The 21,813-nt window shown below is 37.9% G+C and carries 20 protein-coding genes; 11 read left to right on the top strand and 9 right to left on the bottom strand.

From position 1 onward, the window contains the following. The first annotated feature begins 5 nt into the window (after positions 1 to 5). Both A7A69_RS01110 and A7A69_RS01105 read left to right on the top strand, forming a co-directional pair. The gene (locus tag A7A69_RS01110) at positions 6 to 377 is read left to right on the top strand and encodes a 5-carboxymethyl-2-hydroxymuconate Delta-isomerase (RefSeq protein WP_152876011.1); all 372 of its coding nucleotides are present in this window, start codon (positions 6 to 8) and stop codon (positions 375 to 377) included. 61 nt (positions 378 to 438) lie between these two features. Continuing rightward, positions 439 to 1,290 (top strand): AraC family transcriptional regulator, encoded by an 852-nt coding sequence (locus A7A69_RS01105; protein WP_152876010.1) that lies wholly within the window; start codon positions 439 to 441, stop codon positions 1,288 to 1,290. A gap of 51 nt (positions 1,291 to 1,341) precedes the next feature. Here A7A69_RS01105 and thiM read toward each other — a convergent pair whose 3' ends face one another. The 3 genes from thiM to A7A69_RS01090 form a co-directional block, all read right to left on the bottom strand. Beyond that, positions 1,342 to 2,166, bottom strand: coding sequence for a hydroxyethylthiazole kinase (gene thiM, locus A7A69_RS01100; RefSeq protein ID WP_152876009.1), 825 nt, complete (start codon positions 2,164 to 2,166; stop codon positions 1,342 to 1,344). Between the two features lie 28 nt (positions 2,167 to 2,194). Further along, positions 2,195 to 3,352, bottom strand: coding sequence for a hypothetical protein (locus A7A69_RS01095; protein WP_152876008.1), 1,158 nt, complete (start codon positions 3,350 to 3,352; stop codon positions 2,195 to 2,197). 147 nt (positions 3,353 to 3,499) lie between these two features. Then, positions 3,500 to 3,757 carry a hypothetical protein gene (locus A7A69_RS01090; RefSeq protein WP_120369269.1) on the bottom strand — a complete coding sequence of 86 codons (258 nt, stop codon included), beginning with the start codon at positions 3,755 to 3,757 and terminating at the stop codon, positions 3,500 to 3,502. A 369-nt stretch (positions 3,758 to 4,126) separates the two neighbouring features. On the opposite strand from A7A69_RS01090, the gene pepN reads away from it, so the two are divergent. Then, on the top strand, positions 4,127 to 6,733 hold the full coding sequence (gene pepN, locus A7A69_RS01085) for an aminopeptidase N (protein ID WP_152876007.1): 2,607 nt from the start codon (positions 4,127 to 4,129) through the stop codon (positions 6,731 to 6,733). 201 nt (positions 6,734 to 6,934) lie between these two features. Continuing rightward, entirely contained in the window at positions 6,935 to 7,279 is a 345-nt protein-coding gene (locus A7A69_RS01080; protein WP_241675193.1) for a hypothetical protein, read from the top strand. A 32-nt stretch (positions 7,280 to 7,311) separates the two neighbouring features. Here the strand turns inward: A7A69_RS01080 and A7A69_RS01075 are convergent, their stop codons facing one another. Next, positions 7,312 to 7,755: a universal stress protein gene (locus A7A69_RS01075; RefSeq protein WP_152876006.1), complete on the bottom strand. Its 444-nt coding sequence runs from the start codon at positions 7,753 to 7,755 to the stop codon at positions 7,312 to 7,314. 279 nt (positions 7,756 to 8,034) lie between these two features. Here A7A69_RS01075 and A7A69_RS01070 point away from each other — a divergent pair, with 279 nt between their 5' ends. The 4 genes from A7A69_RS01070 to A7A69_RS01055 all read left to right on the top strand — a co-directional run bounded on the left by A7A69_RS01070 (position 8,035) and on the right by A7A69_RS01055 (position 13,085). Beyond that, complete coding sequence (locus A7A69_RS01070) at positions 8,035 to 8,478, top strand: RDD family protein (protein ID WP_151981930.1); 444 nt, start codon at positions 8,035 to 8,037, stop codon at positions 8,476 to 8,478. A 375-nt stretch (positions 8,479 to 8,853) separates the two neighbouring features. Continuing rightward, positions 8,854 to 9,480: a hypothetical protein gene (locus tag A7A69_RS01065; protein ID WP_241675192.1), complete on the top strand. Its 627-nt coding sequence runs from the start codon at positions 8,854 to 8,856 to the stop codon at positions 9,478 to 9,480. A gap of 112 nt (positions 9,481 to 9,592) precedes the next feature. Next, complete coding sequence (gene mgtA / locus A7A69_RS01060) at positions 9,593 to 12,355, top strand: magnesium-translocating P-type ATPase (protein WP_152876004.1); 2,763 nt, start codon at positions 9,593 to 9,595, stop codon at positions 12,353 to 12,355. 10 nt (positions 12,356 to 12,365) lie between these two features. Further along, complete coding sequence (locus tag A7A69_RS01055; protein ID WP_120369262.1) at positions 12,366 to 13,085, top strand: MgtC/SapB family protein; 720 nt, start codon at positions 12,366 to 12,368, stop codon at positions 13,083 to 13,085. 44 nt (positions 13,086 to 13,129) lie between these two features. Here the strand turns inward: A7A69_RS01055 and A7A69_RS01050 are convergent, their stop codons facing one another. The 4 genes from A7A69_RS01050 to aceR form a co-directional block, all read right to left on the bottom strand. Continuing rightward, on the bottom strand, positions 13,130 to 14,305 hold the full coding sequence (locus tag A7A69_RS01050; RefSeq protein WP_152876003.1) for a benzoate/H(+) symporter BenE family transporter: 1,176 nt from the start codon (positions 14,303 to 14,305) through the stop codon (positions 13,130 to 13,132). Between the two features lie 110 nt (positions 14,306 to 14,415). Continuing rightward, on the bottom strand, positions 14,416 to 15,066 hold the full coding sequence (leuE, locus tag A7A69_RS01045) for a leucine efflux protein LeuE (protein WP_151981922.1): 651 nt from the start codon (positions 15,064 to 15,066) through the stop codon (positions 14,416 to 14,418). A gap of 73 nt (positions 15,067 to 15,139) precedes the next feature. After that, positions 15,140 to 16,129, bottom strand: coding sequence for a transaldolase (gene tal / locus A7A69_RS01040; protein ID WP_152876178.1), 990 nt, complete (start codon positions 16,127 to 16,129; stop codon positions 15,140 to 15,142). Between the two features lie 86 nt (positions 16,130 to 16,215). Further along, positions 16,216 to 17,097 (bottom strand): HTH-type transcriptional regulator AceR, encoded by an 882-nt coding sequence (aceR, locus tag A7A69_RS01035; protein ID WP_120369259.1) that lies wholly within the window; start codon positions 17,095 to 17,097, stop codon positions 16,216 to 16,218. A gap of 88 nt (positions 17,098 to 17,185) precedes the next feature. On the opposite strand from aceR, the gene aceI reads away from it, so the two are divergent. The 3 genes from aceI to A7A69_RS01020 all read left to right on the top strand — a co-directional run bounded on the left by aceI (position 17,186) and on the right by A7A69_RS01020 (position 20,190). Then, positions 17,186 to 17,608, top strand: a complete 423-nt coding sequence (gene aceI, locus A7A69_RS01030; RefSeq protein ID WP_151981917.1) for a chlorhexidine efflux PACE transporter AceI — start codon at positions 17,186 to 17,188, stop codon at positions 17,606 to 17,608. Positions 17,609 to 17,858: 250 nt separating this feature from the next. Continuing rightward, positions 17,859 to 18,986 carry an OmpW/AlkL family protein gene (locus A7A69_RS01025; RefSeq protein ID WP_152876002.1) on the top strand — a complete coding sequence of 376 codons (1,128 nt, stop codon included), beginning with the start codon at positions 17,859 to 17,861 and terminating at the stop codon, positions 18,984 to 18,986. 205 nt (positions 18,987 to 19,191) lie between these two features. Further along, entirely contained in the window at positions 19,192 to 20,190 is a 999-nt protein-coding gene (locus tag A7A69_RS01020) for an alpha/beta hydrolase (RefSeq protein WP_338325109.1), read from the top strand. A 66-nt stretch (positions 20,191 to 20,256) separates the two neighbouring features. Here the strand turns inward: A7A69_RS01020 and A7A69_RS01015 are convergent, their stop codons facing one another. Beyond that, a complete protein-coding gene (locus A7A69_RS01015; RefSeq protein WP_152876001.1) occupies positions 20,257 to 21,804 on the bottom strand; it encodes an acetyl-CoA C-acetyltransferase in 1,548 nt (515 codons plus the stop codon). Between the last annotated feature and the right edge of the window lie 9 nt (positions 21,805 to 21,813).

The following is a 21,813-nucleotide window of genomic DNA, read 5'->3' as shown; positions in this document are numbered from 1 at the left end:
TGACTATGCCCCATGTAATTGTTGATTATTCTGCAAATCTGGAAGATTTTGAACCTAAACCATTATTATTGAAAATCAACACTGCACTGGTAGAAACAGGTTATTGCGAAGCACTTGATATTAAATCCAGAGCTCACATGGATGATGCCGTGGTAATAGGGCTTGGGGTTGAACAGCAAGCTTATGTGCACGTTAAGGTTTACCTTTTGTCTGGACGTAGTCAACAACAAAAAACAGAAATAGGTCAAAAAGTACTAGATACACTACGCGCTGATCATGTATTAAATCATCAAAAAATAACCGTTCAAAGCTGTGTAGAGTTGATTGAAATGCCTAAACAGAATTATTTTAAAGACGTGATTGAACCGCAATTTTGATCAGGATCGGTGCGTTTAATCCTTTCATAATGCTTCTGTCAAATGAACAAGTGTTGAAGCTATGATGGCGTATGATCTGAAATTACAACGAGTATGTACTTATATTCAACATCATTTAGATGATGAATTGAGTCTACAAGTCTTGAGTGATGTGGCTGGATTATCCAGATTTCATTTTCATCGTATTTTTGCTGCACACTTGGGTATCAGTGTGATGAAGTACAGGCAAATGTTGCGACTCAAACGTGCGTCATTTCGGTTAGCTTTTAACAAAGATATTAAAGTGATTGAGATTGCTTTGGATTCTGGCTTTGACAGTCCTGAAGCATTTACAAGAGCATTTAAGCGTTCATTTGATCAAACTCCTCGTGCTTTTAGAACTGAGCCTAACTGGCAAAATTGGCACACGAAGTTTGTTTATTTCACCCCTAAAAGTGAGTTAGACATGAACGTAAACATCATTGAGCGACCGCTAGAGAAAATAGCTTATATTTCGCATCGTGGTTCGCCTGAAAAAGTATTTGAAACTGCTGCTAAATTTATAGAATGGCGTAAAAGAACAGGATTATCTCCTGTTAGAACATCTGCAACCTATGGCATTCCTTTCTCTGATCCTGAGCAGACACCTGAACAAGAATTTCGCTTTGATATTGCAGGTTCGATCAATAAATCAATTGATCAGAATGATGATGGTATTGAAATGGGGGAAATTCCTGCAGGACGTTATGCCATGGTGCGGCATTTAGGTAGCCATGACCAGATTCGAGACAGTGTATATTTCCTGTTTAGAAATTGGCTACCAGAACATCAGGAAGAAGCTGGCGATTACCCTGTTTTCTTTCATTATCATAACTTTGTACATGAAGTGAATGAAGCAGATTTAATCACTGATATTTATCTATTGTTAAAATAGATCTGCAAAAAGAGACGATTATTTTCGTCTCTTTTTTGGAATAAGTGTTGATTAATCATCCGAAATTAATTCGATACAGGCATATTGCTGAATCAAATTGGCATCCATCATGTGAATATAATCCATAAACATGGTATTAAAACTACCAATCGTTTGTGCCTGATCATAGGCGAGTTTACCTGCTATAGCGAAGTGGACATGTGCGGCAATAGCTGCAATATGCACAGGTGCAACTGCACAGTATGCAGCAATTAATGCGCCTAACGCACAGCCTGTCGCGGTAATTTTAGGTTGTAAATGACTGCCGCCGCGAATTTTAACGATGCACGTCATCGTATTTGACAGGATATAGTCATTTTCCCCCGAGATTGCCACACAACTGGTTTTGTTGAGTAGGCTTTGTGCAAGTTGGAACATGTCATCACTTTTCAGAGTACTGTCTACGCCCTTTGCTTGAGTAATATTTCCTGCAAGAGCACTAATTTCAGAAGCATTGCCGCGAATGACCGCAGGATGATATTGCAGTAAGGTATCCACCATGTCACTGCGCCATTTTAAAATTGCGCCATAACCAACAGGATCGAGCACCCATGGGATTTGTTGCTTATTCGCCGTTTGTGCAGAAATCTGCATGGCCTGCATTTGTTCACTGGTTGGCGTTCCCATGTTGATGCTCAATGCAGCACTAATTTGAGTAAAACTTTCCGCTTCAAATGGATTGTCAATCATCGCAGGAGAGGCCCCTGCGGCTAAAAGTACATTGGCTGCATAATTTGCTGCAACGCTATTGGTGATACATTGAACCAGTGGTGTTTGTTCTTGTAGTTTTTGCCATGCGTCAATGACATAGGCGATAATATTGGATGAGTTATACATGTTTTTCCCCCTCAAAAATTTATAAGAATTATTGCGTAAAATAGTGATCTTGATGTTTGCAGTTACGGCAAATTAACGATACGTAGTCGGCTGCATCATAATCAACCTCTAAATCATGAGAACCACAATACATACAGCGTTTGATCGAGTAGAAGTTCAGACGTGGCTCAATTTTTCTCCATGCTCGCCAGATGGGTTGAATGAAAATATTTTCATCATAAGACAAAAAATGGAACAAAAAAATCTGGCTCATTTTACTTAATGGCAGATTCATGGGGCGTGGCAGCGTAGAGGTTTCCCATTTTTCATTAACCGAGCGTTCCCGATATTGTTCTAAAGTTTTCTTTAAAATATTGGTATTAATGAAATTTTCATTGCGTGGCTGTAACGCTTTTTTTGTATGTAAATATTCAAGTGCCGTTTGAATTAGATAATAAATTTGACCAATGGCCAGATTATCCATGAGGCGATAACAAAACTGCTGAAAGCTCCGATTTCCTGCAATTTGTATGCCCCATGTACGACAATACATCTGCATAAATTGAATAATTTCTTGATAAAGCACTAAAAAAAGAACGTCTTTGACTTCCTCAGTCGTTTTGTAGGGAATGCCTAGACTTAAGTTTTCATAGAACCAATGACGTAATTGTTGGGCAAGACTAAATAATGTGGGTTCGCTATAACCGTCTAAACGTACTCTTACATAAAATGTTTGAGCATCATCATGTTTGTTTTGGGCGACCAAAATTCCAGCTTTAATGAGTTCTTTTAACAGCGCATATTGAAATAAATAATTGGGGCTAATGTATTCGTATTTGATTTGATCCCAATGAATATATTCATCATGTACCAGATTGTCCTGAACTCGATCATCAAGCAAAGCAAGAAGAAAAAGTTTATGCAATAGACTTAAACTTTCCAGATTATAGATAATATCATCTTTAATTTTGTTTTTACGCTGTTCTTGTTGCAGTGTTTCCTGCATCATTTTTTTGCGTTGTTTGGTGCAGCTTGCACAATGACAGACCATTTTTGTATCGCTAAAAACTTGGTGCTGACAATGGCTACATTCGTGAAATTGGACATCCTGATCAAACTGATCCGCTTCTACAAAGTACATCGCTGCCTGACACAAAGGGCAGAGAGTACTTTCATCAAGCTGTTTTTTCAGAATATTCAAAATCATGCGAAAATTATACGTGAGTAAAAAGAAGATTATAGCTTGCTCTGAGTCGAATGGTCAGGGGAAACTGGAATAATTGAAACTCCATCAAAGTAAAAAAGCCCAAACTCTGTAAAGTTTAGGCTTTCTTGATCTAAAAAATTGCTTTATTTAAACAGGGCAAGGGAGTGATTCATCATGCTGTCCCAATTTCTTGGCAGCGATGAGTGCTTTGACTTTTTTGCTTGGTGCTTTTTCTTTACCTAATGCATCATAGGTGTTCACAATGCTAGTCACATCCTGTGCGTCAAGTGTAATACCTTCTGCTGTCATAAAAACAGCAATAACGTTATGACAAACACCTGCTTCATGTAAATCATGAATGGCTTTGATGTTTTCTGCACGGTGCAAATGTTGTGTTAATTCCATCTTATTCACCTCTCGGCTATTTTCTGTCTATTGACTGGTTGTGATCATTATATTGACTGACTATGTCATTTAAGACTAAGCAAAAAGCGTGCACAAAATGTAATGAGTTTAGAAAAAAAGTAAATTGAAGTAATCAATGCTAAAAAATGTACATTTTGGGAATTAAACATGTAACTTTTTGCAGAGAAAAAAGGGTAAAAAATTACTTTTTGAACATTTGAAATCTTTTCACAATTGAAATTAAATTGATCACACCCATCTTAATTTTAAATCGAAACAACGCAGACACTTTCGGCAAGTTGGCGTATGATCAGGTTCATACACAATAAATACTGATGCCATGCGTGAAGTGGCACTATAGGAAAATATATGAATATTGCGGCGAATCCACACGTTCAGGCAGATCAAACTGTTTATCTTAAAGATTATCAAAAACCTTCATTTTTAGTGGAGTCAGTTAACCTCAATATTCAGGTTTATGATGATCACACTCAGGTTGATGCAACATTGGTGATGAAACGCCAAACCGCAGGAGATTTGATATTACTTGGTCGTGATCTTGAGTTGAAATCGGTTGTATTGAATGGACAAAGTTTACAAGCCGATCAGTATCAACTTGATTCCGAACAACTTGTCATTCGCAGTGCACCTGATGATGTGATATTAAATACGCAAGTTATTATTCATCCTGAAAGCAATACACAACTTGAAGGTTTATATAAAGCAGGCGACTTGTTTGTCACCCAGAATGAACCAGAAGGGTTCCGTAAAATTACTTTTTATCCAGATCGCCCCGATGTATTGTCTGAATTTATCACACGTGTTGAAGCCGATAAAAAATATCCAGTATTGTTAGCGAATGGCAATTTGCTCGAAACTGGTGAAGTGGGTGAGAACCGTCATTTTGCAATTTGGCAAGATCCAACCAAGAAACCTAGCTATTTATTTGCCTGTGTGATTGGTGATTTGGCGGTATTAAAAGATCATTACACTACTTCTGAAGGGCGTGATGTTGCACTGGAAATCTACGCAATAGAAAAAGACATTCCAAAATGCCACATTGCAATGCAAGCCTTAAAACATTCGATGCGTTGGGATGAAGAGCATTATGGTCGTGCATATGATCTTGATAATTACATGATCGTCGCCGTAAGTCAGTTCAATATGGGTGCAATGGAAAATAAAGGTTTAAATATCTTTAATACCTCTTGTGTCCTTGCTGATGAAGAATACACCACCGATGCAGCAATTATGCGCGTGCAATCGGTTATTGCTCATGAGTATTTTCATAACTGGACAGGAAATCGAATTACTTGTCGTGATTGGTTCCAATTATGTTTAAAAGAAGGCTTAACTGTATTTCGTGATCAGTCTTTTTCAGAAGATTTACAATCGGCTGCGGTACAACGCATCGACGATGTTGCAGTGCTTAAAGCACATCAATTTCCTGAAGATGCAGGTCCATTATCACATCCACCAAGACCAGACCATTTTGTTGAAATCAATAATTTCTATACCGCTACCGTATATGAAAAAGGTGCAGAAATTAACCGTATGATGTCAACTTTGCTTGGAAAAGAAAAATTCCGCAAAGGGACAGATGAATATTTCCGCCGTTACGATGGTCAAGCAGTCACTGTAGAAGACTGGGTTGATGCACTTTCGGCAGGTTCAGGCATAGATTTATCCGAATTTTTAATCTGGTATAACCAACCTGGTACGCCTAAGCTTGAAATTAATGGTCAATTTGATGCACAAAAACAGACCTATAGATTGAGCTTCAAACAAAGCTTAAAGACGCATCCGAAATATCCAAATTTAAAAGCAGTTCCCATTCCTGTCGCGTTGGCGCTATTTAATGCCAAAACAGGTGAGCAATATACGCTTCATTGTCCTGATTTATTTGTCGATGGTGTTCAAGATGGGGTATATCTCTTTGACCAAGAGACTGCCACAATTGAATTTACGCAGGTGACTGAGCAGCCTGTGGTGTCGTTGTTGCGGAATTTTTCAGCACCGGTAAATCTGGAGTTTGACTATAATGATGACGAACTCGCGTTTCTGATTCAGCATGAAACCAATGGATTTAACCAATGGCAGGCATCGCAGACTTTACTTGAGCGAATCTTGCTTAAAGATCATCAGGTTGATCCTTATATTCAGGCAATTAAAAATACCTTGCCCGATTTGGTCAGCAAAGATCCACTATTGGCATCTCGTTTATTTGATGTGCCAACTGAAGGTTATTTGGGTAGTCGTATTGATGCTGATTATGAGCCAGAAGGGGTTCATGAAAAACGTAATTCAGTGTTGGAAACATTGGCTCGTGAATTGGGTTCTTTCTGGAAAGAAACCTATTTGTCGCTTGATCCATCTTTGCAAAATGACTTTTCCCAAGCGATGGGCGAGCGTGCTTTAAAAAATATCATGCTGGCTATGATGGCACGTCAGGGAGATGACAGTGTGTTTGAATTGGCTTATCAGCAATATAGTCAAACAGGTAACATGTCGGAACGTTTAGGCGCTTTACGCATATTGGTTTGGAATGATGCACCTCAAGCTCAGCAAGCATTAGATGATTTCTATGCGCGTTATAAAGATGAAGCTTTGTCATTGGATCAATGGTTTATGGTGCAGGCAGCCAATCCAAATGCAACGGCTGAAACGATTCAAAGCTTAACTCAGCATCCAGATTATGACTTGGGAACACCAAATCGAGTACGTGCAGTCAGTGGCGGTTTAAGTAATAATCCTGTCAATGCATGGAGTTTTGGTGTGGAGCATTATATTGGGCTAGCAGAATACTTTGATGGGAAGAATCCAATCTTAGGTTCGCGTCTTTTGCAGGTTTTGTCACGTTGGTACACTTTAGCTGAGCCTCAACGTAGCAATGTACAAAAAGCCTTAAAAGCTTTGCAAACTCGTGTGAAATCTAAAAATGTGACTGAAACATTAAATAGTATTTTAAGTGTTTAATTGAAATAATCTGCTGCATAATTCACCAATTAGGATTATGCAGCAAATCGTTAATTTGCTTGAAACTGAAAATTATTCAATCACTGCTGAATATTTCTAGTCTTTTTTTGATTGCTTTTTACACATAGGCTCATTTATACGGGCATCATTTCTATACTTTAGTGGTATGATGATAGCAACTTATGCATGATTGCGTGTGTTATGTCCCATCTTTCAAAATACATTCAAAGTATTCTTTATCCTGAGCAACCTTCTGAATATCAAATTATTGATAAGGAAGAAAAAATAAAAGAGTGGTTTGATGGTGATGTTCAAGTGATCGGAAAAATGTCTCTTTTTCAGTTTGAAAATGGCACGATGATTCGAAAAATTGAAGAACATGATGCAGTACCTATTGAAATCGAAGCTTGCCGTGAACATTGGATTAGCTATGAGGTCGTAACTCATCAAAATCAATCTGGCAATATAACGCCGAAACGGATTCAGTTTAATTCTGAATGTCGTGAAGCATTTTGGCTTAAATATTTTCAAGACGAAAATGTTTAGAACAAAAAAACCGCCGAGGCGGTTTTTGTATTTTAAGCTTTGACGATCAAAACAGGTACGGGACTTTCAGCAAGCACTTTTTGTGCAACACTACCCAACACTAATTTTTTTAAACCTGAACGACCATGAGAACCCATAATAATTAAGTCCGCATTAACTTCATCCGCAATGTTTAAAATTCCTGTCGCTGTAGGTTCTTCTCTAATAATTTTCGTGTTTGTTTCAATTCCATTTGAGCTAAAAATATCACTTATTTTTTGTAAATGCGTTTCTGCATTTGTTTCAGCTTCAAACAAATGTTCAGTTACAGCAGGTGCAACCTTATAAAAATCGACACCGACAAAAGGATCAACTGCAACTACACTCATTACCGTTACACTGCTATTAAATGCTTTAGCAACATCAATCGCATGTTTCACTGCTGCATCTGAAATAGGTGAGTCATCGACTGGAACCAAAATGCGTTGATAAGTCATAATATTTCCTCTTAATTTATTGTTTCTAAAAATCTTTTATAATTTTAGGCTAACATAGTATTCAATGCTTTTGTCTCTAAAAATTATTATTATTTGTATAAACTGGAATAACATCATGTATCAGCACTTAATCATTTTAAACGACGTGTTCTGATTGCATAATAAATATGCATCATGAATGTCGTGCGTATTTCGTCTTTCACTTTTTTCTATTAGGATGGCATTACTGTAAAAGTTGAAATACAACAGATATCCTGATAACAACAATGAGAGGAAAATATGTCTTATAAATATGAATACGCAGGCTTTTGGGTGCGGTGTGGTGCGTCAATTATTGATAGCCTGATTATGTTACTGGCGATTATTCCTTCTGCTTGGATTTTTTATCAGGGTAATTATGATCTGGTTTTTTCGACAGGTTTGAGTGATCAAAACGCGTCTTTGTGGTTTGATATTTTAGTGAATTATATTTTTCCGTTTTTATATACTATTTTATTTTGGATTTATTTGGGCGGCACACCGGGCAAGCGTCTGATGCGTTTAAAGGTTCTGGATGAAAAAACAGGTAATAAGCTGACTTTAGGTCAATCAATTATTCGTTATGTTGGTTATATCCCATCCACTTTAGTATTTATGCTGGGTTTTATCTGGATTGCATTTGATTCTAAAAAACAGGGTTGGCACGATAAAATGGCAAAGACAGTGGTCGTGCGCGAACTTTAAAGATTTACGGGTCGATATTGTTCATTTGCAAAATGTTTGTTTAAAAAAACTTGTAAATTAAGAAAAGCCCAATATAATACAGCCAAATTTAGTAAAAGGAGACCCTAAGTGGGAAGTTGTTCGAGGTTATGCAGTAAAGCTGTTACGCAAACGATCATCTGAGCAAGACCAGTCACTTAGGGCGGCTATCTTGCAACGAGATAGTTTGTCATAACATTTCTACCCATATCGATATTACATACACTGGATATTTCATCTAGGTGTAATGCTGCCTGCTTAGACTCCCTTAATAATTGGGAGAAGCCAATGTGGTTACATGCTTCAATTTTAAAAATTTATAGTATTCAATGTGTTTGCATTTGGATTTGTCTAGTATTGTCTCAATATACAAAAGCCGATCCACTACTGAATACAGATGATACTGAGATTGTTCCTGCAAAACACTGTCAGTTAGAATCCGCTATTATTGCTCCTTCTCATGCCGAGACGACATATCAATTCAATACTGCATGTCAGTTAATTGAAGGTATTGAAACTTCATTAGGTTATAGTGACTTTCTCAATTCAAATGAGGGGCATTGGTCGGCGCAGCTTAAAAGCGTGATTAGACCCATGAATGGGTGGGGAGTGGCGGCAAGTCTAAAATTGTCTGGGCAACAGAGTGAAATTAATCAAAAAGATAATATTGAATGGTTTTTAAATATTCCTTTTGGTTTAGATTTTCTTAATAATAATTTTCATTTGTATAGTAACGTTGGTTATCAGTATGCATCAGAACAGGTACATTTACTGCGTTGGAGTGTTGCCTCTAATCTTGTGCTAAGTCCACGAACTGACATAAGTCTTGAAAGCTATAATCAAGATCGACACGCACCATTTGTACAAAGTGCTCTTCATTATTCTCTTATTCCAAATATTTTAACATTTGAAGCTTCTGTGGGGCAGCGTCTCGATACCTTTCGAGAGCGATGGTTTGGCTTTGGTTTAAGTTTTACGCCCTAATCTTATCGTTTAAAGATTAATACGCTTATTTTCTAAAACATTTTTTTTAAACACGCTTTATTTATCCAAATAAGGTACGGACTTCGTATGCCTGAAAAAAGGAGATCTCCTCATGAAATATGATCTATGGCAACGGCTTTTTACTCGTTTTCTTGAAACTTTTCATTTGAAACGTTTCTTTGCAAGACATAATTCTTTTAAAGAGTTACATCAATCCAGTTATGCCAGAGAAGTTGGACAAACCTTAGCCGTCCAATTAAAAACGTATTCACAGTTAGAAAACCAAACATTGCTCAATGAGTTATCTAGCCATGAAGAAGGCTTAACAGAAGCCCAAGCACATGAGCAACAACTCAAATTTGGTTTAAATGAGGTTGCTCAAGAAAAACCTTTAAGATGGTGGCAGCACCTTTGGTATTGCTATCGAAATCCATTTAATGTGCTGTTAAGTATCTTGGCATTGGTGGCTTTTTTAACTGATGATCTTACTGGTACAGTCATTATTAGTATTATGGTTTTGCTTTCGACTTTCCTACGTTATTGGCAGGAGTCAAAATCCAATAAAGCAGCTGATGCTTTGAAAGCAATGGTGACCAATACTGCTATGGTATTGCGTCGTGAGATGGGCTATCAGGACTTAGTACTTTTACAACAACGATACGGGGTGCATGTCAAACAGCTTAAAAATATTCAATTTGAAATGCCCATCCAGTATTTAGTTCCTGGTGACATTATTTTGCTTTCTGCGGGAGATATGATTCCAGCAGATTGTCGTATTCTTTCAGCAAAAGATCTATTTGTTTCGCAAGCTGCTATGACGGGTGAATCTATGCCTGTTGAAAAATATGCAATTCAGAAAAATGAGGATATTCATACGCCTCTGGAACTGGATAATTTGCTATTTATGGGAACCAATATTGTATCTGGCACAGCAAAAGTTGTGGTAATTCATACAGGGATTCAAAGTTATTTTGGTGCATTGGCGCATCGGGTTACTGCGACTGATCGAAGCGTGACTTCATTTCAATTGGGGGTCAATAAAGTCAGTTGGTTATTAATTCGCTTTATGCTGATTATGGCACCGATTGTATTGTTTATTAATGGCTTTACCAAAGGGGATTGGGCTGAAGCTGTATTATTTGCTTTGTCTGTTGCTGTTGGTTTAACACCAGAAATGCTGCCGATGATTGTGACGTCAACCTTAGCAAAAGGTGCGGTATTTCTTTCTCGAAAAAAAGTGATTGTAAAACGGCTAGATGCAATTCAGAACTTTGGTGCAATGGATGTATTGTGTACTGATAAAACTGGAACCTTGACGCAAGATAAGATTTTCTTATCTCATCATGTCGATGTACACGGCAGAAAATCTCATACAGTACTCATGCAGGCTTTTTTGAATAGTTACTATCAAACAGGTTTGAAAAATCTGCTGGATGTTGCTGTGCTTGAAGCAGTAGATCAGGACATGAAGTTTGAAAAACTGCGTTTCAAAAAAATCGATGAAGTCCCATTTGATTTTGAACGTCGGCGCATGTCTGTTGTAGTTCGCACGCCCCAATCACAAGTACGCATGATCACCAAAGGCGCGGTTGAGGAAGTCATTAAGGTGTGTTCCTATGTCGAAATCAAGGGGGAAATTAAAGAGCTAACAGCCGAATTATGCAATGAAATTGAAGAGATCACACAGAACTACAATCGTGAAGGATTACGTGTAGTGGCTGTTGCTTATCGTGATTTCAAGATGACTCAGGAAAACTTTTCCGTACATGATGAAAGTGACTTGATCTTAACGGGTTATATCACCTTTTTAGATCCGCCAAAAGAATCCGCACAACCTGCGGTAAAGCAACTCCATGCGCATGGTGTGACTGTAAAAGTACTAACAGGGGATAATGAATTTGTAACTCAGAAAATTTGTCATGAAATTGGAATTCCCAATGATAAAGTCCTATTGGGCGGTAAGATTGAAACCCTTTCTGATGCAGAGTTAAAACAGGCGGTAGAAGACTACACCATATTTGCAAAATTAAGCCCGATCCATAAAGAACGTATTGTTGAACAACTCAAAGCCAATGGTCATGTGGTTGGCTTTTTGGGCGATGGTATTAATGATGCCGCTGCCATTCGTGCTGCTGATATTGGAATTTCAGTCGATTCGGCTGTCGATATTGCGAAAGAGTCAGCAGATCTTATTCTGCTCGAAAAAAGTTTGATGGTTTTAGAAAATGGAGTGATCGAGGGACGTAGAACATTTGCCAATATGCTGAAATATATCAAAATGACGGCAAGTTCAAATTTTGGTAATGTTTTTTCGGTATTAGTAGCAAGTGCTTTTATTCCATTTTTACCGATGCTGCCAATCCATTTACTTGTGCAAAACTTACTTTATGACGTATCTCAAATTGCCATTCCATTTGATCACGTTGATGATGAGCAACTTGAAAAACCTCAACGTTGGCAACCTTCAGAAGTTGGGCGTTTTATGGTGGTTTTTGGTCCAATTAGTTCCATTTTTGACATCTTGACCTTTTGTTTAATGTGGTTTGTATTCCATGCCAATACACCTGCCCAACAAAGCTTGTTTCAATCGGGATGGTTTGTGGTTGGATTACTCACTCAAACTTTGATTGTGCATATGATCAGAACCAGAAAGATACCGTTTATTCAAAGCTGCGCAGCCACACCACTTGTAGTGATGACCATTCTTATCAGTGCAATTGGAATATTTTTACCGATGGGACCTTTGGCACATTATTTTAAGCTTCAGGCCTTACCATTGTCTTATTTTTTATATTTACCTTTTATTTTGTTGGCTTACATGTGCGTAACACAGTGGGTAAAACGTATTTATATTCGTCGCTACGGTTGGCAATAACAGGTGCAATATGGCTTTGCAATTTTTACAAAATACCAGTCTATCCAATATGGCAGATACGTTGATTAGTTTAGCAACAGCTTTTTTTCTGGGTGGATTGATTGGTTTTGAAAGACAGTATCGTCAGCGTACCGCTGGACTTAGAACGAATGTGCTAGTCGCTTTAGGGGCTGCCATCTTTGTCGATATTGCCAACAATCTTTCAGGGGCAGATGGTGCGGTTCGTGTGATTGCCTATGTCGTTTCTGGCATTGGTTTTCTGGGTGCAGGTGTGATTATGCGTCAAGAGGGAAATATTCATGGTTTAAATACAGCAGCGACACTTTGGTGTTCCGCTGCTGTTGGCGCTGCTGCAGGTTCAGATCTAATTATTGAGGCTGTGGTTGCTACGTCATTTATTATTGCAGCAAATACCTTGCTACGACCTATCGTAAATATGATGGATCGGCAACCTTTGGATGCTGAATCTGAAATGACGCATATTATTTATCTTATCGCCAATAAAGATCATCGTAAATTGGTGATGTATAAGCTGACTGATATGTTGCAGAATTTAAATTATCCACTTAAGGATTTGGATGTTGAGCCTTTTGGCGAAAATGATATTGAGATTGAGGCGACTTTGATTGCGACATCGATCGATCCAGTAGAAATGAATGAAATGATTAAGCAACTCAATCAGATACCACAGATACAGCAGGCGTATTGGGATAAAAATACGATGGCTTAAGCATCGTATTTGATTTGAACGACATGTGAAATTTAAGAGATTAATTATGATTTCTTGAATTTCACTTTAAGTACAAGTGAAACAACAATTCCGACGACTAAGCCCCAAAATGCAGAGCCAATGCCAAAAAATTGAACGCCAGATGCGCTACATAAAAAAGTCAGCAAGGCCGCTTCACGATCACTAGGTTCATGAAAAGCAATCGCGATATTGTGGCTAATGGTGCCAAACAGGGCAATCCCTGCGAGTGCCATGATGAATAACGACGGAAATGACATCAATAAACTGGTTAATGTTGCTGCAAATAATCCCATCAAAATATAAAAAAATCCACAACTGATACCTGCAATATAACGCTTGGCAGGGTCTGGATGCACTTGATCGTCCAGACTGACTGCAGCACTAATGGCTGCAATATTGACCGTATAACAGCCAAAAGGTGCCAGTAATGTTTGAGCGGTTCCAGTCCAACCAATCAACTGATTAACATGAGGTTGATAGCCATAACTTTTGATCATAGCAATACCGGGTAGATACTGAGATGCCATATTGATGACAAATAAAGGCAGAGCTAATCCCAAAATAGCAGACCATGTAAACTCTGGTGCAATCCAAACAGGTTTTGCTAAATCCCAATGTAAAACAGGTGGATGAAACTCCATAAAAAAAGGACACATGGCAATGCCAATAATCACTGTAATGACAATGCAATAACGTGGCCATAGACGTTTAGAAACAATATAAACCGCCAATAAGCTCAAAATAAATTGCCAGTGATCCTGCATATTTGCAAAAATAGCAATTCCAAATTTAAGTAAAACCCCTGCAAGCATCGCACTGGTTAAGCTTTGTGGAATATAGGCAAGAACTTTTTCAAAAACACCAAAAAAACCAAGTAGAGCTGTAACCAGTCCACATACTAAAAATGCCCCAATTGCTTCATGCAAACTATAACCGCTACCTGTGGCGATAATTAAGGCTAGACCCGCCGTAGACCAAGACGTTGCGACAGGATATTTAAATTTCCATGACAAAATCAGACCCGATAAGCCAATACCAATTCCTAATGCCCAAAACCATGATGTAATTTGTTGAGTATTTGCCCCCAATATTTGGGCAGCTTGAATCACCAGTACGGCAGAAACACTAATACCGATGAGAAAAGTAACAAATCCAGCAAAAGCAGCAGGAAGTGAAAAATCACGAATAATTTTTTGCATGATTGAGCTTTAAGTTATAAGGCGTTTAAGAAAAATGCTTTTAAATAAAACGATCAGAAAAGCATGAACTGTATTCTAATCGCGTGGTGAATTAAACAAAAGGTAAAATCTTACAAAGTTGAAGTCGCAAGTTTTAAACCAAAACAAAAAAATAAAATACCTACCATAAAAATACTAACCGCAGAAATTTTATGTCGGGATTTAAAGAATGCAGATAACTTCACACCTGAAAAAATTAGAATTGTGAGATAGCTGAGACTAACGCATTGTAAAATGATGGATAACACAAAAAAACTTAGGGCAGGATAAGGATAAGCAGGATCGACAAATTGAACAAAGAAGGACAAGAAAAATAAGATCGCTTTGGGGTTTAATAGACTAATTCCTAAAGCTGTTCGATAAGGGTGAATCTGATCAAGTTGAGGTAAATCTGCCATTTCAATCTCATCCACCGACTGATTTTTCCAGCGTTGATAACTTGCCTGAAGTAGTTTAAATCCTAAGTAAGATAGATATAATGCACCTACAATTTTGAGTGTGGTGAATATCCATGGAAAAGCATGCATAAGGGATGCTGCACCCAAAACGGTACACAAAATTAAAATGGCATCTCCAGTAAAAATACCGAATGCGCCGCGATAACCCGTTTTGATTCCATAGCGTGAAGCAATAGACATCACATAGATCGAGTTTGGTCCAGGCAAAAATACAATTAACAAAGTACCAATAATGTAAGTTGCAAGATCTGTAATCCCGAACACGAATATTTACTCATAAAAAAACCGATTTTTGTACTATAACAAAAATCGGTTTTAATATGTGAATAATCAAATATTAGGGTTGAATTTCGGCATCAATGCCAAAAGATTGACGCAATAAAGTATTGAGTTGATCTCGCGCTCGAATAAAGCCATCAACACCGCCCTGTAACAGTTGAAAAGCCATTAAGTCATGTTCAAGCTCGGCTTTAAAACTTTCATGAGTTTGTGGTTCAAGCGTAATTTTCTCTGCTTTTAATGCCGATTCTGGGCTTAAAACAGTTTCAACCTGACGGTTATCCTGACTTAATTCAGAAAGTAAAGCAGGGGCAATCGTGAGTAGATCGCAACCCGCCAAACCGAGGACTTGATCGACACTTCGGAAGCTTGCACCCATCACCTGAGTCTGAATATTTTGCTGTTTATAATAGTAATAGATTTTTTTAACGGATAAGACACCGGGATCTTTTTCAATTGGATAATGATCTACATTTTCAGACTTTTTGTACCAATCCAAAATACGCCCAACAAATGGAGAAATTAGGGTGACATTGGCATCAGCACAGGCTTGAGCTTGATGCAAGCCAAACAATAACGTTAAGTTGCACGCAATACCTTCAGCTTCAAGCACTTTCGCAGCTTGAATGCCTTCCCATGTCGATGCAATTTTAATTAACACTCTAGACTGATCGATACCATAATCTTTATAGAGTTTAGATAATTCACGCGCTTTTTGAAGAGTGGCATCTGTATCATAAGATAAAGATGCATCAACTTCTGTAGACACACGACCTTCAATCAGTTTTAAAATTTCAACGCCAAATTTGACTGTCAAAATATCAATGGTACGTTCAACCAGTTGATCTGTTTGATAACCTTCTTGACGTGCCTGTGCATAGGCAGCTTCAATAAGTTCACGATTTTCAGGCTGGCTTGCAGCCGCAGTGATTAATGAAGGATTGGTTGTGGCATCCAAAGGACGAAACTGACGAATAGCTTCAAGATCACTACTATCGGCGACAACGGTCGTTACATGTTTTAATTGGTCTAAAGCTGTTTGTGTCATTGCAATCAACATTCTTGGTTTAAAATATTTATCTCTTTAGTTATAGCATATTCTATTGTAAATCCACGTTAAAACTTGTCGATTGATTATTTTCTGTCTTGTCGAATATGTTCGATTAAATATCGTGCAGCAGAACCTAATTTACTTTCTCGACTCCAGACGAGATCAATGTAATATTCAAATTTGGGCGTGAAATCTAGAAGATCTAAAACTTTCAATTGTTGTTTTAGTCTAGGGTTTTCTTGAAACATTTCTGAGGGTAAAACACCCCAACCCAAATTTCTAACAATCATCATACAGGCTGAATGATGATTATCTGTGCGCCAGTAATTTTTTGAAAATAATAATTCAGGTCTAATGGTATTGTCACGACTTGCAACCACGATTTGACGTTGCTGTAAAATATCTTCAAATTTAATATCTTGCATATGCGCTAGCGGATGTGTTTTGGAGACCACTGGAATTAAGGACTCTTTTTTAATTTCAACAAATTGTTCCCGATAATCCAGATGTTCGCGCTCAAACATCCAAGCCAATTGTGCACGTTGATCTAGTAGCATCGCTAAAGCATCTTCTTGTGGTGCAGAAATAATATTGATTTGTAAATCTGGAAATTGTCTTGAAAGTAAGCTGACATAATCTGTCCAGTTGGTGTCTAGTAGTTCAGACACAATTACAATATTAAGGGCAGATTCAAGTCCTGTACTCAAGGCATGGGCGTGTTGTTTCCATTGATTCATTTCTATAAGGAGCTGAGTGGTTTTCTCATAGAGGATATGTGCTTCAGGAGTTGCAACGGGTTCTCGACCGATACGCTCAAATAAATTTAAATCAAGATCAATCTCTAGATTCGCTATAGACATGCTGACTGCGGATGGAACTTTGCCTAGTTTTCTGGCGGCAGCAGAAAAAGACCCTGTTTCTATAACAGTCTTAAAAATGATGAGTTGCTCTTGATTAATGTTCATCTGTCAAAATTATTGAAAGAACCTGATTGGATTTATCAAGATTATAAAAATAAAATGAGCACACTTCAAACAAAAAGAGTGTTTTAAAATGTTGATTTCCAAAAGACGAATTATTCATGCTTTAAGCTATGAAGTGATTCTATTGGTCATCATAGCAATTGCATTAAGTTTTATTTTTAATGTTCCTATGGAGGTAACAGGTTCGCTTGGTATCGCGATGGCAGTCACTTCAGTGATTTGGAATATGGTTTTTAACCATTTTTTTGAAAAATTTGAGCATAAGCATCAGCTAAAAAGAACCATTAAAGTTCGTATTCTCCATGCTATAGGTTTCGAAGGAGGCTTAATGCTTGCAACGATTCCAATGGTGGCCTATGCCATGAATATGAGTATATGGCAGGCCATTGTTTTAGATTTTGGCTTAACCATGTGTATTTTAATTTATACCTTTATATTTCAGTGGTGTTACGACTACTTAGAAATACGTTTAGGTTACGTTCCTCAGAATTAATTCTCGAAGTCACTGATTGTAAAATCAGTGACTTTTTTTATGAAAAATAACATAATTTAAGGTATCGAATACTTTTTATTAATTGTTGAATTTATTAGTTTTTTATTTAATATTAAAAAGTATATTTATGAAAAATAAGGAATTTATAAAACAACCACTTATCGGTTTTGTATGATTTTTATCCTATATTTTTTGTACGATAAACTAGGTTTCATCATTGATGATGGGCTAAATATAAAAGGAATATAATATGAAAAGTAAAATATTTTACAAAACAATGTTATGCGGTTTAATCGGTATTACTGCTGGCTCTCTGGCACATGCAGATAATTTTAAAAGATTCTCAGTTTCCGCGGGTTGGTTGCATGTAATGCCTCAAGGAAAGGCGAACCCCTTTGATATATCCACCTCTGTCCCAAGCGGTACTAAAGCCAATGTAGGTCAAATTTCAATTCCTGCTTTTATGGGGGCTGTTGATCCAGATGCTACAATCCCATCTACAGGTGAAAATGCTAAAGATATTTTAAATTTAGTCTTTAAAAAACAAGAAAATGGAGGGCCAAGTATTGGAGAGTCTCTGGGTTTTGTAGATGCAAATGGAAACGTAACTGCTGAAACGTCAGGCGTAGCAACAATTAATGGTATTGATCATTGGCAAAATGCGGGCAGTGGGTTGGAAGCTGATGATGTAGACACTCTGGGCTTAACTTTTAATTATTACTTAAATGACAATGTTTCCTTGCAGTTTATTGGTGGTATCCCTCCTAAAGTTGATATTAAAGGAAAAGGTTTTATTAAAGCACCATTAACTGGTTCTGCTGCGCCTGGCGGTTTAGCGGGTAGTATTATTGGGAATAATCTGGGACTAAAAAAAGATATCCCAATTACCAATCTGGATGCCTATGGCAAAGCAGCCTCAGTACGAGCATGGACACCAGCATTAGAGGCACAATACCAATGGGGTAAGGCAGGAATTAATAAATTTAGACCATATGTGGGTGCAGGGGTGATGTATGCTCACTTTAGTGATATTAAACTAAATTCGGGTATTCGTTCTGATTTAGAAGCAGCGGGTCATATGATCCAAAACATTCATGATGGACTGGCAGGCGCGGCGTTGGATGGGAAAAAGTCGAGTGCAAACCCAAGTGTGGATGTCGATGCCGATGATGCTATTGCCCCAATTGTAACTGCTGGTTTTACTTATGATATAACGCCTAATTGGTACACTGTGGCTTCGGTGTCTTATGCAAAATTGAATAATAAGGCTACCATTAATGTGATTGATAGTAATACCAATCGAGAGCTTATCCATTCTTCGACCAAGATGGATATTGATCCAATCATTACATATTTGGGCGTAGGTTATCGTTTTTAATTTATCAAGTTTAAAAAAAGTATGCTTGTCAATATGTTGAGAGGCATACTTTTTAGTGATCAAAAATAGTAATTTTTGTTATTTTCGTTGCACAATCCGACATGAATTTTAATTCCTAATGCTATATTTCTTTATGTCGAGTAGGTTCTTTGTTGATTAAAGCAAATATGAATCAAAAACTATTATTTATGTTTAGGTGATTAAAGTGAAAAAAATAACGCTTTGTCTTGTTTTGGGTTTAAGCATTTTTTCATCAGGTTGCCAAAATTTACCAACCACGCTAGTTGCTAAATTAATGGATAATCAGCAAACTCGTGAGAATGTTCAATATCTTGAACACTATGCCAATGAAAATATAAAACAGAAGCTTATTGTGCTACCAGATCAACATTATGGTGATCAAAATAGCCAAAGACTAGATATTGTTTATCCAGAAAAACTCCAAAGCACCAAACTTCCAGTTTTATTTCTTGTACATGGTGGTGGTTGGGTTGCAGGCAATAAAGAAGGAATGTTGCCTTATGCCAAGCTGATTGCAGATCAGGGGTTTTTGGTTATAAATGTTGAATATACATTGGTTCCACAAGCCGCATATCCACAGCAAGTAATAGAATTGAATCAGGCAGTTGATTATGTTATTCAACATCAAAATCAATTACCAGTAGACTTATCACAAGTTTTTTTTAGTGGAGACTCTGCGGGGGCAAATATTACGAGTAGTTATGTGGCGGCATTAAATGCGGCAGAGATGGCTCAACAACTTAAATTAAAACCCGTAATTTCACCTCAACAGGTGAAAGGACTAGTTCTGCATAGCGGTGTCTATGATTTAAAAACTTTATACCACTCAAGCGCGAAGGCTGGAAAAATTGTGGCTTGGGGTGCGCAGAGTGTGATTGCAAAATATAGTGGGGAAAATCAACCTTCAGATCATCAACTCGATTTGATGTCTGCATATCCTTGGTTAAATGCTAAATTTTCAGCTGTTTATATCAGTGCGACAGATGTAGATTTACTTACCAAAACTCAAACGATTCCTTTTATAAACAAGCTAAAGAAATTGGGTGTGCCAGTTATCTCCCAGATTTATCCAAAAGAATACGCTGAACAGATTAATCATGATTTCAACTTTAATATGCGATTTAAAGCAAGCCATGAGGTTTTTGATCAATCGATTCTTTTTCTCAAACAGCGTTCAAATTAGCCTGTTTCAGCAAAAAAAACAGCATCCAAATCGGATGCTGTTTTTTTCAGTGTGAACTATAGAACGTTATTTTTCTACAATGGCAACCACACCTTGACCACCAGCAGCACAGATCGACACTAAAATACGACCAGAACCTTTCTGATTCAAAATTTTAGCGGCAGTGGCAAGAATACGACCACCAGTTGCAGCAAATGGATGACCCGCTGCCAAAGAAGAACCATGAATGTTCAACTTCGAACGATCAATAGCGCCTAAAGGTGCATCTAAACCTAAGCGTTCTTTACAGAATTTAGGATCTTCCCATGCTTTAAGCGTAGAAAGTACTTGTGATGCAAAAGCTTCATGAATTTCATAATAATCGAAATCCTGAAGTTTAAGACCAGCACGCTCAAGCATACGCGGAACAGCATAAGCAGGCGCCATTAACAGACCTTCTTTTTTGCCAACGAAGTCAACTGCCGCAGTTTCTGAGAAACTTAAATAAGCCAATACTTCATGACCATTCGCTTTTGCCCATTCTTCAGAAGCCAAAAGCACCACAGATGCACCATCGGTCAATGGAGTTGAGTTCCCCGCAGTCATTGTTGCATTTTCGCCTTTACCAAAAACTGGTTTAAGTTTGGCAAGCTTTTCGACTGATGAATCAGGGCGTAAGTTATTATCACGCTCAAGACCCATAAATGGTGTAATTAGGTCGTCAAAGAAACCTTCTTCATAGGCTTTGGCCATTTTGTGATGAGAGGCAGCAGCAAGCTCATCCTGTTCTTCACGTCCGATATTCCACTCAAGTGCTGTAATTGCAGCATGATCACCCATCGCAAGACCAGTTCTTGGTTCACCATTTTTTGGCGCATCCATAAGATCTTTAAGATTGATCTTGGTCAATGCTTTTAAGCGATCTTTACCCGTTTTTGCAATGTTCAGTTCAAGCAATGCTTTACGTAAACCGTCACCAAATGCGATAGGTGCATCGGAAGTTGTATCTACACCGCCTGCAATTGCAACATCGATTTGACCCAGTGCAATTTTATTGGCAACAGCAAATGCGGCTTGTAAACCAGTACCACAAGCTTGTTGGATATCATAAGCAGGAGTTTCTGGTGCAAGTGCAGTACTCAGTACGCATTCACGAGTCATATTAAAATCACGGCTGTGCTTAAGTACAGCACCTGCAACGACTTCACCTAGACGTTGACCTTGAAGGTTGTAGCGTTCAACCAGACCATTTAATGCAGCAGTAAGCATGTCCATGTTCGATGCTTTAAAATAAGCACCATTAGAACGCGCAAATGGAATACGGTTACCGCCAATAATGGCGACGCGACGAATAGAGTTCTGACTCATGTTTTGATCCTGTTGAACAGAAGGTTGAGTAGGAGAAGCGGTTGTTTTAGCTGCTGGTGTTTTACTTGCAGCAGTGGTTCTTGTGCGCGGATTACTGGCACGTGTACGTGGAGTTTTTGCAGGGGTAGCAGCACTTACTTTGGCTGAACCTGAAGTTGCACTTTTTGTTGTGCGTGGTGCACGCTTTGATGTATTTGACACATTATCAGAAGCAGATTTAGTGGCTGTTAACTGCTCTTGTGGATTGTCTTGAGTTGTTTTGCTCATAAGGCTTTT

The sequence above is a fragment of the Acinetobacter guerrae genome, assembly GCF_009372255.1.
Taxonomy (GTDB): Bacteria; Pseudomonadota; Gammaproteobacteria; order Pseudomonadales; family Moraxellaceae; genus Acinetobacter; species Acinetobacter guerrae.
Note: the sequence above shows the minus strand (reverse complement) of the source record. Positions and strands in the feature narration are given on the sequence as shown.